The organism is Pseudomonas sp. S2_B10, from assembly GCF_054668425.1.
Genome location: NZ_CP162768.1, coordinates 2,203,560 through 2,217,537 on the forward strand (window position 1 = coordinate 2,203,560; position 13,978 = coordinate 2,217,537).

Here is a 13,978-nt window from a genome sequence, read left to right on the forward strand (position 1 = left end):
TTTGTGTTGGTTGGCAGGCCTCTTCGCGAGCAGGCTCGCTCCCACAGTTGACGGAGTGCGGCCACACCTTTTGTTTTCACCGCAAGTCCAGTGTGGGAGCGAGCCTGCTCGCGAATACAGGCGATACGATCTACCGATCCGGCGCGATCAATTGGCAAAGCTTGGCAGTCGCGCTGATCATCTGCCCGCTCGGTCGCTCAAGGCCTTTGTCAGTGACCAATAGCAGTCTCCCCTGCCTGACCGCCGCCACCTGCGGCCAGGCCTTCCACGCCCCTAGCTGCGCCTGATCACCTGCGACAATCACTTCGGGATCACGCTGCAATACCGCCTCGATACTCACTTGTGGTGCCGGCAGATTCAGATCGGCGAACACATTGCGCGCGCCGCACACTTCAAGCGCATCGCTGATGATCTGCCCGCCACCGACGGTGTACAGCGGCTTGTCCCAGACCTGATAAAACACCCGCAGCGGCACATCACGGCGATAACGCTGGCGCAGATCATTCAGCTGCTTGCGCAATTCGGCCGCCCGTTTCATCCCACGTTCAGGACGCCCGAGCTGTCCGGCAATGGCCTCAATCTGTATTGCCAGTTGCGCCAGTGTGTGCGGCTCGGCGACGAAGGTCGGAATGTTCAGACGTTTGAGCTGATCACGCTGCCCGGCGCCGACGCTGCCGGGCCAGAGCAACAGCAAATCCGGTTTCAGGCTGAGCAAGCGCTCCATGTCGAGCTGACCGTAGCGCCCCACAGACGCAACATCGGCAATTGCCGGCGGCCGCTCGCCCGCATCCAGCACGCCGACCAACAGGTCGGCAGAGTCCAGTTCAACGACGATTTCGGAAAGCGACGGCGCGAGGCTGACCACCCGCAATGCGGCCGGAACCTGACTGCTCAGGGCGAGCAGCACAACCGCCAGCCACAGGCGAGGCATCAACCGAGTTGACGCGGAATACGGTAGAGGTAGAACAGCACGGCGGTGGACAGCGCCAGCAGCATCAACGGCACGGCTTCGAGGCCGACGAACACCGCCAGCGCGCCAATCCACGCCGGCAAAGACGCCACCAGCAACGCCGTACGCCGACGCGCCGCAAGGGCAATCCAGGCGGCGGGTTCTTCGGCGGTATCGAGGGCTTTTTGCGTGGCGATCAGGGCGTGTTTGTAGCGGGCGAAATACTTCAGGCTGACAAACATCGAGGCGACGCCGGCGATGAACAAGGGCATCGCCAGCACCGGCAGCAGGCCCTGGCCTTCACCGAACAGCGCGTTGAGCACGAACAGCGGCAACAGCGCCAGCGCCAGGTATTGCCACCAGGCCACCGCCAACCGCCGCCGCACCTGGCCGCGGGTCACGCGCGGTCGGCCTCGCCCTGATGCTCGTTGCCCATCATGTGGTCGAGCTTGCTGGCCTTGGTCGCCAGGTAGAGTTTGTTGTGCGGATTGTGCCCGGTGTGCAGCGGCACGCGTTCGGCGACGACGATGCCCATGTCGGTCAGCGCTTTGACCTTGCGCGGGTTGTTGGTCATCAAGCGCAGGGATTTCACGCCCAGGTGTTCGAGCATCGGCAGGCACATGGCGTAGTCGCGCTGATCGGCGGCAAAGCCCAGACGCTCGTTGGCTTCCACGGTGTCAGCGCCGCCGTCCTGCAACTCGTAGGCACGGATCTTGTTCAGCAGCCCGATGCCGCGCCCTTCCTGACGCAGATACAGCAGCACGCCACGGCCTTCGCGGGCGATCGCCTGCAGCGCGGCTTCCAGTTGCGAGCCGCAGTCACAACGCTGGCTGAACAAGGCATCGCCGGTCAGGCATTCGGAATGCAGGCGACCAAGCACCGGGGCGCCATCGGCAATTTCACCGAGGCTCAGCACGACGTGCTCACGCCCGGTGCTCTCATCGAGAAAGCCGTGCATGGTGAATTGCGCAAAAGGCGTTGGCAGCTTGGAAGCGGCGACGAAGACGACAGGCACCGATGTGCTCCTGATCTAGAAGACTGAAAATTCGCAGGCCGGCATTGTAACAGCAGGTTCCTGTAGACGCTTAGGCTGAATTATCGGGCATAAACATCAAAAAGTTTGATGACAGCTGCCGCCAGCACCGCCGCTCCCTGTAGGAGCTGTCGAGTGCAACGAGGCTGCGATCTTTTGATCTGGCTTGATATCAAGATCAAAAGATCGCAGCGTGCCGCAGCTCCTACAGAGATTTGAGTCGGCTTCAGTTCGGGTTGAACGGATACGGCTGCTGCCACTTCTCGAAGACCGGCTTCAACTCTCCGCTCTTGACCAGTTCCGCCATGCGCCGGTCATACAGTGCCATCAACGCGCGAGCCTGTGGGGTATCGGCGAAACCGAGAAACAGCGGCAACTCAGCCAGATGCGAATAGCGATACTGCGCTGGATCCGCGGCATCGCGCACGACCGCTTCAATCTCGGTCAGCGCATCGATGTAGTAATCCGCCCGGCCCTGCTTGAGCATCAGCAGAATGCCGGTACGTCGTTCGATCTGGTTGAAACGCTGGATGTTCGGCAAGTAGTTCTCGTAGCGATAGCCGCGCACCCAGGCCAGACGATATTTGCCCAGGGTCGCCTGGGTCGGCGGCGGGCTGCTGGCCAGGCCCAGCGCGTAGATGTGATCAGAATCGAACTTCGATTGCGGGTACAGCACGTGCTCGGCTTCGTCACGGTAGGAGCCAACCAGTGCGTCGACTTCCTTCAACTGCACCAGCCCGATCGAACGGGTGTACGGCACCGTGCGGATATCCAGCTTGACCCCGGCCGGCTCGAACACTTTGCGCAACACGTCCCAGGCCAGACCGTGACCATCGGCGGCGGTGTAATCCTCCCAGTCTTCGCTGGCCAGGTGGATGACCGCAGGCACAGGCGCGGCGGCCTGCGCGTGGGCGAACGTGCCCAGCAGAGCCAGAAGCAGCAGCGCCAACCCGCGTCGCAGCATTGCGTGGTTCCTCACGTGAGTCGAATCAGGCGAATACCCATACCAGCCCTTGCATCGCCAGCCAGGCGAACACACCGGCCAGCACGTCGTCGAGCATGATGCCGACGCCGCCATGCACATGCTTGTCGATCCAGCGGATCGGCCACGGCTTGAGAATATCGAAGAAGCGGAACACCAGAAAACCCGCGAGCAACCAGTACCAGCCTTCCGGCACCAGCCACAGGGTGATCCACATGCCGACCATTTCGTCCCAGACGATGCCTTCGTGGTCGTGAACGCGCAAATCGTCAGCGACTTTGCCGCACAGCCAGAAGCCGAACAGCATGGTGATGCCAAGCATCAGCCAGTAGCCCCAGTCGGGCAGCATCTGCCACAGCGGAATGAACGGCAGCGCCACCAGCGAGCCCCACGTGCCCGGGGCTTTTGGCAACGTGCCGGAGCCGAAGCCGAACGCGAGGAAATGCCACGGATTGCGCCAGACCGAAGGAGGCACGAATTCGGCAGGAACCTGTTTCGGGTGATCTGTCACGGTGTCTCCTGAAAATGTTGGTAGCCGCGAATCTGCGGAGTGATGTCGTGTCGGTCGCGGTCCAGCAGCACCACGCCCTGGCCCGGCAGCACTCGCCCGATCACATGGATCGGCCAGCCGTCGGCCAGCAGTGCCGGCAACTCGGCGGACGGCAAGGTGAAGGCCAGTACGTAATCATCACCACCGCTCAATGCCGCGCGCTCGGCACTGCGCTGGCCGAGAAACGCGACTAAAGCATCCGACAACGGTACACGCTCGCGTTCAATCTCAAGTCGCACCTTCGACGCCAGCGCGATATGCCCGCAATCGGCGAGCAGGCCGTCGGAGATGTCCAGTGCCGCCGTGGCCTTGCCGCGCAGGGCCTGACCGAGCGCCAGTTGCGGTTGTGGCGACCAGTAATGATCGAGCAGCGGCTGGGCGATATGCGCTTCGGCATCACGTTGAGCCAATACCAGCGGCAAGGCGCCGGCCGCATTGCCCAGTTCGCCGCCGACGCAGAGCAGATCACCGGCCTGCGCACCGCTGCGGGTCAAGGCCTGGCCAGCGGGTACGCGGCCGAACACGGTGACCGTCAGGCTCAACGGCCCGCGCGTGGTATCGCCGCCGACCAGGGCAACGCCGCAGCTTTGCGCCATGCGGTTCAAACCCCGGGCATAGGCTTGCAGCCAATCGGCAGTTACCGTCGGTAAGGTCAGGGCAAGGGTAAAGGCAACGGGCGCGGCGCCCATGGCGGCCAGGTCACTGACCGCGACGGCCAGCGAGCGCTGACCGAGCAGAAACGGATCGCAGGGGTCGGCGAAATGCACACCGGCCACCAGCGTATCGGTGGAAACCGCCAGCTGTTCCCCAGCGGGAACCGCCAGCAAGGCGCAGTCGTCGCCGATCCCCAGAGCAACGCCTTCGCCGCCCTGCGCACAAGGCGCGGCGGCGAAGAAATTGCGGATCAGCTCAAACTCGCCCATGGCCGAGAAAAAGTATTCAAGCGCCGATCAGCGCTTGAACGCCTTCACTTCAGCTTCACGCAGGCGCGGGGCCAGCTTGTCGAGCACACCGTTGACGAACTTGTGGCCGTCGGTCGAACCGAACACCTTGGCCAGTTCGATACCTTCGTTGATCACAACGCGGTACGGCACGTCGACGCGCTTGAGCAGTTCCCAGGTCGACAGGCGCAGAACCGCCAGTTCAACCGGGTCCAGCTCTTCGATCGCCAGATCCAGGCACGGCGTCAGGGCGGTGTCGATTTCGGTCTTGAACTGCGGAACCCCGTGAAGGATTTCACGGAAGTAGGCACCGTCAACATCGGTGAAATCGTTATCAACGCGAAACTGCGCTTCGATCTCGTTCAGCGATTGCCGGGCCATGTGCCACTGGTACAGCGCCTGGGTCGCGAGCTGACGGGCTTCGCGACGCTTGGCGCTCTTCGACGGCTTGCCGGCATCCGCAGGTTTCGGATCGCGCGGGTTGAAACGATCGCTTTCGTCGCTAATCACTTGGCCTCCAACTGTGCCAGCAGGCTGACCATTTCCAGAGCGGACAGGGCAGCTTCGGCACCTTTGTTACCGGCCTTGGTGCCGGAACGTTCGATGGCTTGTTCGATGGAATCAACGGTCAGCACACCGAACGCAACCGGTACGCCGAATTCCATGGAAACCTGGGCCAGGCCTTTGGTGCACTCGCCAGCCACGTATTCGAAGTGCGGAGTACCGCCACGAATGACCGCGCCAAGGGCGATGATCGCTGCGAACTCGCCTTTCTGGGCGACTTTCTGCGCAACCAGCGGGATTTCGAAGGCGCCCGGCGCGCGGATGATGGTGATGTCGCTTTCGCTCACGCCGTGGCGAACCAGGGCATCAACGGCACCGCTGACCAGGCTTTCAACCACGAAGCTGTTGAAGCGGCCCACTACCAGAGCATAGCGGCCTTTGGGGGCGATGAAGGTACCTTCGATGGTCTTCAGGGTCATTCGTCAGTTCTCTTAAAGAGCCGGGACGCGTCTGCTACGCGCCCCTCAGTGATTATTTGCCGCGAATCGGAGTCCGGAAACAGCCGGTCATTATTCGGAGGGCACGTATTCTACAACTTCCAGATCGAAACCGGATATCGCGTTGAACTTCATTGGTGCCGACATCAAGCGCATTTTGCGCACGCCGAGGTCACGCAGGATCTGCGAACCGGCACCGACAATGCTGTAAGTGGTCGGTTTTTTCGGCGCTGCCTGCTCACCGGTTTCACGGATATGCGCCAGCAGCACGTCACCATCAAGCGGGTGACCGAGCAGCAGCACCACACCGCTGCCGGCCTCGGCGACCGCAGCCATGGCGGCGCGCAGGCTCCAGCGGCCCGGTTGCTTGACCATCAGCAGATCGCGCAGCGGATCCATGTTGTGCACGCGAACCAGCGTCGGCTCCTCAGCGCAGACAGTGCCCAGCGTCAGGGCCATGTGCACGTCGCCTTCCACCGAATCACGATAGGTCACCAGGTTGAATTGGCCCAGTTCGCTGTCCAGCGGCTGCTCGGCAATCCGCTGAACGGTACGTTCGTGGATCATCCGGTAGTGAATCAGGTCGGCGATGGTGCCGATCTTGATGTTGTGTTCGGCGGCGAATGCTTCGAGTTCAGCGCGACGGGACATGGTGCCGTCGTCGTTCATCACTTCGCAGATCACTCCGCTCGGCTCGAAACCGGCCATGCGCGCCAGGTCGCAAGCGGCTTCGGTGTGGCCGGCGCGAGCGAGGGTGCCGCCGGCCTGGGCCATCAGCGGGAAAATGTGACCCGGGCTGACGATGTCTTCAGCCTTGGCGTCTTTGGCGGCTGCCGCTTGCACGGTGCGCGCGCGATCGGCGGCGGAGATGCCGGTGGTCACGCCTTCGGCGGCTTCGATCGAAACGGTGAACTTGGTGCCGAAACCGGAACCGTTGCGCGGCGCCATCAGCGGCAGCTTCAACAGTTCGCAGCGCTCGCGGCTCATCGGCATGCAGATCAGGCCACGGGCGTGCTTGGCCATGAAGTTGATGTGTTCGGCCTGGCAGCATTCGGCGGCCATGATCAGGTCGCCTTCGTTCTCGCGGTCTTCGTCATCCATGAGGATGACCATCTTGCCTTGGCGGATGTCTTCAACCAGTTCTTCGATGCTATTGAGCGCCACAAGGCACCCCCTTCTTTTGAATTATTTGAGGTAGCCGTTTTGGGCCAGAAAGCTTTCGGTGATGGTGCTGCCGGCGGTCTTTTCCGCAGCCTTGTCACCCAGCAGCAGACGCTCCAGATAACGCGCCAGCAGGTCGACTTCCAGATTCACCCGGCGGCCCGGCTTGTATGAAGCCATGATGGTTTCGCTGAGGGTGTGCGGAATGATCGTCAGCATGAATTCGGCGCCATCGACTTCGTTCACGGTCAGGCTGGTGCCGTCGACGGTGATCGAGCCTTTATGGGCGATGTACTTGGCCAGCTCTTTCGGCGCGCGGATGCGAAATTCCACGGCGCGGGCATTGTCGCTGCGCGATACCACTTCGCCGACACCATCGACGTGACCGCTGACCAAGTGCCCGCCGAGGCGGGTGGTCGGGGTCAGGGCTTTTTCCAGATTGACCGGGCTGCCGCTTTTCAGGTCATTCATGGCGGTGCAATCAAGGGTTTCGCGGCTGACGTCGGCGGCAAAGCCGTCGCCCGGCAACTCGACGGCGGTCAGGCAAACGCCGTTGACCGCGATGCTGTCGCCGAGTTTGACGTCGCTCAGATCGAGCTTGCCGGTTGCGACGTGCACCCGCACATCACCGCCCTTTGGGGTCAGTGCGCGGATACTGCCGATGGATTCGATGATGCCGGTGAACATGGGGTTCTCCTTGAGAACGAGGCCAGCGCTAACGCAATGGCCGGGAATTATACGCGGGCTGCAGGGACAGGGATCGCAGTGACTCGCCAGTCATCGCCCACCGCGCGGATTTCAGTGATTTTCAGTTCCGGCGCTTCTTTCATCTGCGCCAGCGGCCAGTCGAGCAGCGGACGCGCCGTGGAGCCGAGGAATTTGCCGGCAATGAAGATCACGAATTCGTCGACCAGACCCAATTGCGCAAAGGCACCGGCCAGACGCGGCCCGGCCTCGACCAGCACCTCGTTGGTGCCTCGATTGGCCAGTTCGATAAGCAATTGATGCAGATCGACCTGGCCGTCGGCACCCGGCACGATCAGGCATTCCGGGCCATTGGCATATTGCTCTTCCACCGCGACACAAGTGGCGACCAGTGCCGGCCCGGCCTTGAAGAACGGCGCATCCAGCGGCACTCGCAGGCGGCCATCGATCAACACCCGCAATGGTGGGCGACTCATGGCCAGCGCTGTTTGCTCGCTGTCGAGACCGAGTTCGTCCGCGCGCACGGTCAAGCGTGCGCCATCGGCCAACACCGTGTCAGCGCCGGTCAGCACCACCGCCGCCTCAGCGCGCAAACGCTGCACCGCCGAACGCGCCGCCGGGCCGGTGATCCATTGGCTCTCGCCGCTTTCCATCGCCGTGCGCCCGTCGAGGCTCATGGCCAACTTGACCCGCACGAATGGCAAGCCGAACTCCATGCGTTTCAGAAAACCTTGATTGAGCTTGCGTGCTTCCGCTTCCAGCACCCCACTTTCAGTGGCGATACCGGCCTCGGCCAGGCGCTGCAAACCGCGTCCGGCAACTTGTGGATTGGGATCACGCATCGCCGCCACGACCCGGGCAACGCCAGCGGTCACCAAGGCGTCGGCGCACGGCGGCGTGCGTCCGTGATGGCTGCAAGGTTCGAGGGTCACATACGCCGTCGCGCCCCGGGCCTGCTCGCCGGCGGCGCGCAGGGCATGGACTTCGGCATGGGGTTCGCCGGCGCGCTCATGCCAGCCTTCCCCGACAATCTGGCCGTCACGCACCACCACACAACCGACCCGTGGATTGGGATGGGTGGTGTAGTGGCCCTTGCGCGCCAGTTCCAGCGCGCGCGCCATGAAATGCGCGTCGAGGATCGCCTGCTCGGCGGCGGTGGTCATTCTTTCACCGGTTCGCGGGCGAGGCGGTCGATCTCTTCGCGGAATTCATTGAGGTCCTGGAAGCGCTTGTACACCGAAGCGAAGCGGATGTAGGCGACTTCATCAAGCTTTTGCAGCTCGGCCATGACCAGTTCGCCGACCACGAGGGACTTGACCTCGCGCTCGCCGGTGGCGCGCAGCTTGTGCTTGATGTGGACCAGAGAGGATTCGAGGCGCTCGACGCTGACCGGACGTTTCTCCAGCGCGCGTTGCATGCCGGCGCGGAGTTTTTCTTCGTCGAACGGTTGGCGGCTGCCGTCGGTTTTGATCAGGCGCGGCAACACCAGTTCGGCCGTCTCGAACGTCGTGAATCGTTCGCCGCAGGCCAGGCATTCACGCCGGCGGCGCACCTGTTCGCCCTCGGCGACCAGACGCGAGTCGATGACCTTGGTGTCGTTGGCACCGCAGAAGGGACAGTGCATGGTGGCTGGCAACAAAAAATGGGAGGGCCATGGTAGCGCATCCCCGTGGCAAGACAAGCCATAGGCTTTGCGGTATACAGAACGGCATGATCGTCTGATCCATGGAATTCATTCTGCCGGAGCCTCCAATGCCGTTACGTCCGCTCGTTCTGCTCAGTCTTTTCAGCCTGCTGGTGGCCTGTGGCAGCGACGCACCCAAGCCGCAACCGCCGACCCCAGGCCCCGCGCCGCAGCAGGCGCAGAAAAAAGCCAAAGAGGCTGCCGAACTCGGCCCGCTGCCGGCGCATCAGCGCGAATTGAGCGGCAGCCTGCAAGGGGTGCCGGCCGGCGCCGAAGTCGAACTGGCGCTGCTGGTGATCGATGAAAAGGATCGCCCGCAACAATTGCTCGCCAGTTCCAGCCTGATCGGCAACAACCAGATCCTGCCGTTTCACCTGCGCTTCAACCCCGAGGCGTTTCCGGCCGGCGCACGGGTTGAGCTGCGCGGTCGCGCGAGCCAGTCCGGACAACTGATTCTGCACCTGCCATCGCAGACCATCACTCAACCGACCACTCAGGCGTTGGGCCAGCTGCAATTCGTCAAAGCGCCATGACAGCACCGCTCGACCTGCAACAGGCCTTGGGGGAATTGCTCGGCGACGCCAGACTGAAAGCCTGCGCGTTGCCGGGCACCGATTTGCAGCTGTGGTTGATCGACGGCGACAACATGGCCCGCGAATTCAGCCAGGAAGAAACCCAGCGCATCCTGCATGAACCGCCCTATTGGAGCTTTTGCTGGGCCAGCGGCTTGGCCGTGGCGCGTTATCTGGCACAGTTTCCAGAGTGGGTGCGCGGCAAGCGCGTGCTGGATTTCGGCGCCGGCTCCGGGATTGCCGGTATCGCGGCGGTGAAGGCCGGGGCGCTGGAAGTGGTGGCCTGCGATCTCGATCCGTTGGCGATCGCCGCTTGCCGGGCAAATGCCGAGCTCAATGCTGTGCAGATGAGCTACTCGACGGATTTCTTTGCCGAGGCCGATCGCTTCGATCTGATTCTGGTTGCCGACGTGTTGTATGACCGGGCGAACTTGCCGCTGCTCGACGCGTTTCTCAGTCGCGGACGCGAGGCGCTGGTGGCGGATTCACGGGTGCGGGATTTTCGGCATCCGTTGTATGAACGGATCGAGATGCTGGAGGCGATGACCCTCCCCGATCTGGCCGAGCCCGAAGAATTCAGACATGTCAGCCTCTACCATGCACGGCGCTAGCTAAAAGCTTCGCGAGCAGGCTCGCTCCCACACTGGATCTGTGCCGTTCATAAATCCCCTGTGGGAGCGAGCCTGCTCGCGAAGGCGTCCGCCCATGCAACACACCTCTCGACCCGCCCCGCTTCCGGCCACCCCCCACCAAGCCTTATAGTTGCCCCATCCACGCTTTGACGAGATCCCCCATGAGTGAGCAAACGCCGTACATCTTCGACGCCACGACTGCCGATTTCGACCAGTCGGTGATCGAAGCCTCCTTTAACAAACCGGTGCTGGTGGATTTCTGGGCCGAATGGTGTGCGCCGTGCAAGGCGTTGATGCCGATGTTGCAGGGCATTGCCGAGAGCTATCAGGGCGAGTTACTGCTGGCCAAGGTCAACTGCGACATCGAGCAGGACATCGTCGCCCGCTTCGGCATTCGCAGCCTGCCGACCGTGGTCCTGTTCAAGGATGGTCAGCCGGTCGACGGCTTTGCCGGGGCACAACCGGAATCCGCCGTGCGCGCCCTGCTCGAACCGCATGTGCAGATGCCGCCACCGGCCGCTGCCGACCCGTTCGAACAGGCTCAGGCGATGTTCGACGACGGTCACTTCGCCGAGGCGGAAGCGGCGCTGGTGACCCTGCTCAATGAAGACAATACCAACGCCAGGGCGCTGATCCTTTACGCACGCTGCCTGACCGAACGCGGCGAGCTGGGCGAAGCGCAAACCGTGCTCGACGCGGTCAAGAGCGATGAGCACAAAGCCGCACTCGCTGGGGCCAAGGCGCAGATCCAGTTCCTCGGCCTCGCCCGCGACCTGCCGGACGCCGCCGACCTTAAGAGCCGCCTGGCGCAAAATCCGCAGGATGATGAAGCGGTGTACCAACTGGCGATCCAGCAACTGGCGCGCCAGCAATACGAAGCGGCGCTGGACGCCTTGCTCAAACTGTTCATCCGCAACCGCAGCTACGGCGAAGGCTTGCCGCACAAGACCTTGCTGCAGGTGTTCGAACTGCTGGGCAATGATCATCCGTTGGTGACGGCTTACCGTCGCAAAGTGTTTGCGGCGCTGTATTAAGGCCTTACCCGATCCAGCTATAGAGCGGCGTATCCCCGCCGCTCGCCACTTTCACATCGGAACTGTGGCGCAAGCGCACGAGCAAACGCTTGCCCGCTGCCGCACTGCCGGTGAGCGCTTCCAGTTGATCGAGCAGATCCGGTCCACTGAGTTGCCCGGCCTTACGCAGCAAGTCTTTGGCCACCTGCCACAGCGCATCGTCCTGATTCACCGGCTTCGCCGCCGGAGCGGGCGCAACCGCCTCAGACTGCGCAATCGGCGCCTGCCCGCTCAGCGCCGAACCCAGCCTGGCCCAATCGCTGTCATCCAGCTCCACCGTCAAATCCACCGGCAACTCGCCGACCGTTCCGCGTATCCGCAACATCAAGTTCGCTCCTGCACTTTTCTGACCTGCATGCTCCCATGGGACTTGTGCAACGCCAAGTAAAGGGCGCCAAACACATCTGGTAATTCCCGGTTAATCGGCTAAATTAATCTCTTTTTGCGGGAAGGATTCCCAATGTCTTCAGGATGAAAACTGGCCTCTAAAGGAGGCCCGACCTCTACAGGTGGCGTGATACTTGAAGGAAATGAGAACCTCAATATCGAAGGAAGAATAATCGCTTCCATTGGACAACTCGCCAGTTGTCCGGTCTGTGGGCCTGGCAAAGGCCCCATCGTAGCAGTGGGTGAAAGAACGCTGATTTTACCTGCCGGACCAGCTGCGCTAGAGGGTGACTACGTCGCCTGCGGTTGTCCGCCTATGACCAATAAGCTGCTCACTCAGCAACACAGTGGTTTCGCAGGAATTGGCCGGCCCGCTCCAATTGACTTGGGGCCACCGATTGCTGCCCTGACCTCTTATCGCTACTTGCAGGTCATCATCGAACGCCTTGATGACACGGAAAAGCCAGGTTGGGCTTACAAAATCAAGGACAAGGCGAAGGTTGCCGTTTTACAAGACAGCACTTGCAACCTCACAGGCGAAGGCTGCGAACACCCGGTAAAAAACGCTTCGGATTACGACACCCTGTTGGTAGGGGAAGATTCCGAATGGACTTTCTATGCCTATGAAGAGCCCCTGACACAGGATTTGTCATGAAATCGGAAATCAAACTCATCTTTAAAGACTTTCTGATGCAGCCACCGCCAGGCGTAAAATTTCAGCTGCTTATCGACGGTCAGGTCGTAGATGACAACATCGTTCAAAACGATGACAGGCCTCGCATTTATTCATTGATATCCAAAAACGGCCAGATCGCTATAACGCTCGCGGGCAAGGAACTACCGTCGATCAAAACCCGAGACACCCACGAAGTGACGGTTCAGATTGTGGGGAACTCCGGTACAAAAAAAGGTATGCACACTGCTACGTTGAATCCAGGGAAGTCTCTTTCGATCGTAGCGATATCACCGTGGGTAAAAGTCCCGCTAACGACCAGCGGCGCTGTCTCGAAGGACGCGTTCTACGAAGTCGAATATGGTGTGAAACGTACAAATGAAACCCGAACGGTGAAAGTCGTCATTCAGGACATGCCGCGCAGGATACTGATGGAGGCGCTGTCACACCGGGGATCAACACAGTGGGCAGGGAATAAAAGCAAAAAGTCGCTGCCACACCCTACTCTCAGGCAGAGCGTGGAATTTCCACCAAACACAAATAAATGCAATCTGTTCGTCTACGACGTGCTGACCGCAATTGGGGTCAACGTGGCGTTGATTGAACATGGCAAATCGAAATACCTGCCATATTTCTCCAAGGTTAGTCCTCCGCTTGCGGGTGAATGGGCGAATGGACAACGATTGCTCAATAGCTGGAAAGTCGAGCGCACGCCGTTGCCCGGGGACGTCGGCGCTTACGCAATGAATTATTCCGACGCCAGCGGCCATGTCGGCTTCGTTCTAACGAAGGGCGTATGCATTTCTGCAGGGTGGGAAAAAGTTGAAGTTAACGACGCAGGTTTTCGCCATGCGACCGGCAATGCAAATCCCAGCGACCATGACTTCACTATTTTCCGACGCTACAAACACAGCACGCCACAATGAAACGCCCTTATTCGCTCCTCCTCATAATTCCGTTTTTGCTCATCGTGGCATGGCGCATCTGGTTGCCTGCCGATCTTTCGGCTTGTCCCGCTGACGGGGAAACTGCAGGTCCACTGACCCTTGTTATTCGTGATTACTTTGAGCGCAATAGCCGGACCGACTGGCGAGACATGGATGATCGTTTCGACATACTTTCAACCCCCGAAGGCCAGAGCATAGCGAGTCAACCGAATTCACACACTTGCGAAGCATTGCGGGTACTGCAGAGTCCGGCGTTCAGTCAGAGTGAAAAAATCTTCACCATGGCACTTATGTTCAGACTGCCAATCGACCAGTACATGGCCCTGATGGATCGCAGTCATCAACTCTACACGCAGGGCAAAATGGATAAGGAGGTGCTGACTCTGGTGGTATTTCCGCGCGGAACAGCCATCAACTACTGGTGGCTTCCGGCTTGGCGACAGCGTTTCAGTCGCGATGCCCCGAGCGTGCTCGACGCAAATCTGATCAACGATGTCCTTTCGGGACACTATTGGTTCGACTATCCCGGCGCAGGCTTCTGATTCTGCAAGCATGACATTCAATCCCAGCACCGCCCGCGACCTCATCCCGGGCGGTGCTTAGCCATGTCTTGCGCAATCTCAAGCGCACGGGCACACTCTGCGCACTTTCGTTATAAGATTACATAACAAACTTTTCATTTTTCTCG

The 13,978-nt window shown here is 60.9% G+C and carries 19 protein-coding genes and 1 pseudogene; 7 read left to right on the plus strand and 13 right to left on the minus strand.

The window, feature by feature from the left end:
• Positions 1 to 130: 130 nt before the first annotated feature.
• From AB4O45_RS09805 to nrdR, 12 genes are all read right to left on the minus strand, one after another.
• A complete protein-coding gene (locus AB4O45_RS09805) occupies positions 131 to 931 on the minus strand; it encodes a cobalamin-binding protein (protein WP_460161355.1) in 801 nt (266 codons plus the stop codon).
• Positions 931 to 1,350, minus strand: coding sequence for a hypothetical protein (locus tag AB4O45_RS09810; RefSeq protein ID WP_041477693.1), 420 nt, complete (start codon positions 1,348 to 1,350; stop codon positions 931 to 933). The genes AB4O45_RS09805 and AB4O45_RS09810 overlap by 1 nt, the downstream gene beginning before the upstream one ends.
• On the minus strand, positions 1,347 to 1,964 hold the full coding sequence (gene ribA, locus AB4O45_RS09815) for a GTP cyclohydrolase II (RefSeq protein ID WP_041477692.1): 618 nt from the start codon (positions 1,962 to 1,964) through the stop codon (positions 1,347 to 1,349). Before ribA ends, AB4O45_RS09810 begins: the two co-directional genes overlap by 4 nt.
• A gap of 244 nt (positions 1,965 to 2,208) precedes the next feature.
• Positions 2,209 to 2,946, minus strand: coding sequence for a substrate-binding periplasmic protein (locus AB4O45_RS09820; RefSeq protein ID WP_460161356.1), 738 nt, complete (start codon positions 2,944 to 2,946; stop codon positions 2,209 to 2,211).
• A 25-nt stretch (positions 2,947 to 2,971) separates the two neighbouring features.
• Positions 2,972 to 3,475 (minus strand): phosphatidylglycerophosphatase A family protein, encoded by a 504-nt coding sequence (locus AB4O45_RS09825; protein ID WP_039761886.1) that lies wholly within the window; start codon positions 3,473 to 3,475, stop codon positions 2,972 to 2,974.
• The gene (gene thiL / locus AB4O45_RS09830) at positions 3,472 to 4,437 is read right to left on the minus strand and encodes a thiamine-phosphate kinase (protein WP_460161357.1); all 966 of its coding nucleotides are present in this window, start codon (positions 4,435 to 4,437) and stop codon (positions 3,472 to 3,474) included. Before thiL ends, AB4O45_RS09825 begins: the two co-directional genes overlap by 4 nt.
• A gap of 27 nt (positions 4,438 to 4,464) precedes the next feature.
• Entirely contained in the window at positions 4,465 to 4,965 is a 501-nt protein-coding gene (nusB, locus tag AB4O45_RS09835) for a transcription antitermination factor NusB (RefSeq protein ID WP_024014489.1), read from the minus strand.
• On the minus strand, positions 4,962 to 5,438 hold the full coding sequence (ribH, locus tag AB4O45_RS09840; RefSeq protein ID WP_003228649.1) for a 6,7-dimethyl-8-ribityllumazine synthase: 477 nt from the start codon (positions 5,436 to 5,438) through the stop codon (positions 4,962 to 4,964). The genes nusB and ribH overlap by 4 nt, the downstream gene beginning before the upstream one ends.
• Positions 5,439 to 5,528: 90 nt before the next feature.
• Positions 5,529 to 6,620 carry a bifunctional 3,4-dihydroxy-2-butanone-4-phosphate synthase/GTP cyclohydrolase II gene (gene ribBA / locus AB4O45_RS09845; protein ID WP_039761895.1) on the minus strand — a complete coding sequence of 364 codons (1,092 nt, stop codon included), beginning with the start codon at positions 6,618 to 6,620 and terminating at the stop codon, positions 5,529 to 5,531.
• A gap of 21 nt (positions 6,621 to 6,641) precedes the next feature.
• Positions 6,642 to 7,304, minus strand: a complete 663-nt coding sequence (locus tag AB4O45_RS09850; protein ID WP_016772981.1) for a riboflavin synthase — start codon at positions 7,302 to 7,304, stop codon at positions 6,642 to 6,644.
• A gap of 47 nt (positions 7,305 to 7,351) precedes the next feature.
• Positions 7,352 to 8,485 carry a bifunctional diaminohydroxyphosphoribosylaminopyrimidine deaminase/5-amino-6-(5-phosphoribosylamino)uracil reductase RibD gene (gene ribD, locus AB4O45_RS09855; protein WP_252886870.1) on the minus strand — a complete coding sequence of 378 codons (1,134 nt, stop codon included), beginning with the start codon at positions 8,483 to 8,485 and terminating at the stop codon, positions 7,352 to 7,354.
• Entirely contained in the window at positions 8,482 to 8,946 is a 465-nt protein-coding gene (gene nrdR / locus AB4O45_RS09860) for a transcriptional regulator NrdR (protein ID WP_007910946.1), read from the minus strand. The genes ribD and nrdR overlap by 4 nt, the downstream gene beginning before the upstream one ends.
• Before the next feature lie 128 nt (positions 8,947 to 9,074).
• Between nrdR and AB4O45_RS09865 the strand changes: the two genes are divergently transcribed.
• The 3 genes from AB4O45_RS09865 to trxA all read left to right on the plus strand — a co-directional run bounded on the left by AB4O45_RS09865 (position 9,075) and on the right by trxA (position 11,244).
• Positions 9,075 to 9,539: a YbaY family lipoprotein gene (locus tag AB4O45_RS09865; protein ID WP_024014493.1), complete on the plus strand. Its 465-nt coding sequence runs from the start codon at positions 9,075 to 9,077 to the stop codon at positions 9,537 to 9,539.
• Complete coding sequence (locus AB4O45_RS09870) at positions 9,536 to 10,189, plus strand: class I SAM-dependent methyltransferase (RefSeq protein WP_056790733.1); 654 nt, start codon at positions 9,536 to 9,538, stop codon at positions 10,187 to 10,189. The genes AB4O45_RS09865 and AB4O45_RS09870 overlap by 4 nt, the downstream gene beginning before the upstream one ends.
• Positions 10,190 to 10,371: 182 nt before the next feature.
• Positions 10,372 to 11,244 (plus strand): thioredoxin, encoded by an 873-nt coding sequence (gene trxA, locus AB4O45_RS09875; RefSeq protein ID WP_323621173.1) that lies wholly within the window; start codon positions 10,372 to 10,374, stop codon positions 11,242 to 11,244.
• A 4-nt stretch (positions 11,245 to 11,248) separates the two neighbouring features.
• Here the strand turns inward: trxA and AB4O45_RS09880 are convergent, their stop codons facing one another.
• On the minus strand, positions 11,249 to 11,608 hold the full coding sequence (locus AB4O45_RS09880; RefSeq protein WP_095181932.1) for a hypothetical protein: 360 nt from the start codon (positions 11,606 to 11,608) through the stop codon (positions 11,249 to 11,251).
• Positions 11,609 to 11,761: 153 nt separating this feature from the next.
• On the opposite strand from AB4O45_RS09880, the pseudogene AB4O45_RS09885 reads away from it, so the two are divergent.
• From AB4O45_RS09885 to AB4O45_RS09900, 4 genes and pseudogenes are all read left to right on the plus strand, one after another.
• Positions 11,762 to 11,971, plus strand: a pseudogene (locus AB4O45_RS09885) (PAAR domain-containing protein); the annotation flags it as partial.
• A gap of 15 nt (positions 11,972 to 11,986) precedes the next feature.
• On the plus strand, positions 11,987 to 12,325 hold the full coding sequence (locus AB4O45_RS09890; RefSeq protein WP_460161358.1) for a hypothetical protein: 339 nt from the start codon (positions 11,987 to 11,989) through the stop codon (positions 12,323 to 12,325).
• Entirely contained in the window at positions 12,322 to 13,269 is a 948-nt protein-coding gene (locus AB4O45_RS09895) for a CHAP domain-containing protein (protein ID WP_460161359.1), read from the plus strand. The genes AB4O45_RS09890 and AB4O45_RS09895 overlap by 4 nt, the downstream gene beginning before the upstream one ends.
• Positions 13,266 to 13,832, plus strand: coding sequence for a hypothetical protein (locus AB4O45_RS09900; protein ID WP_024014498.1), 567 nt, complete (start codon positions 13,266 to 13,268; stop codon positions 13,830 to 13,832). Before AB4O45_RS09895 ends, AB4O45_RS09900 begins: the two co-directional genes overlap by 4 nt.
• The last annotated feature ends 146 nt before the right edge of the window (positions 13,833 to 13,978 follow it).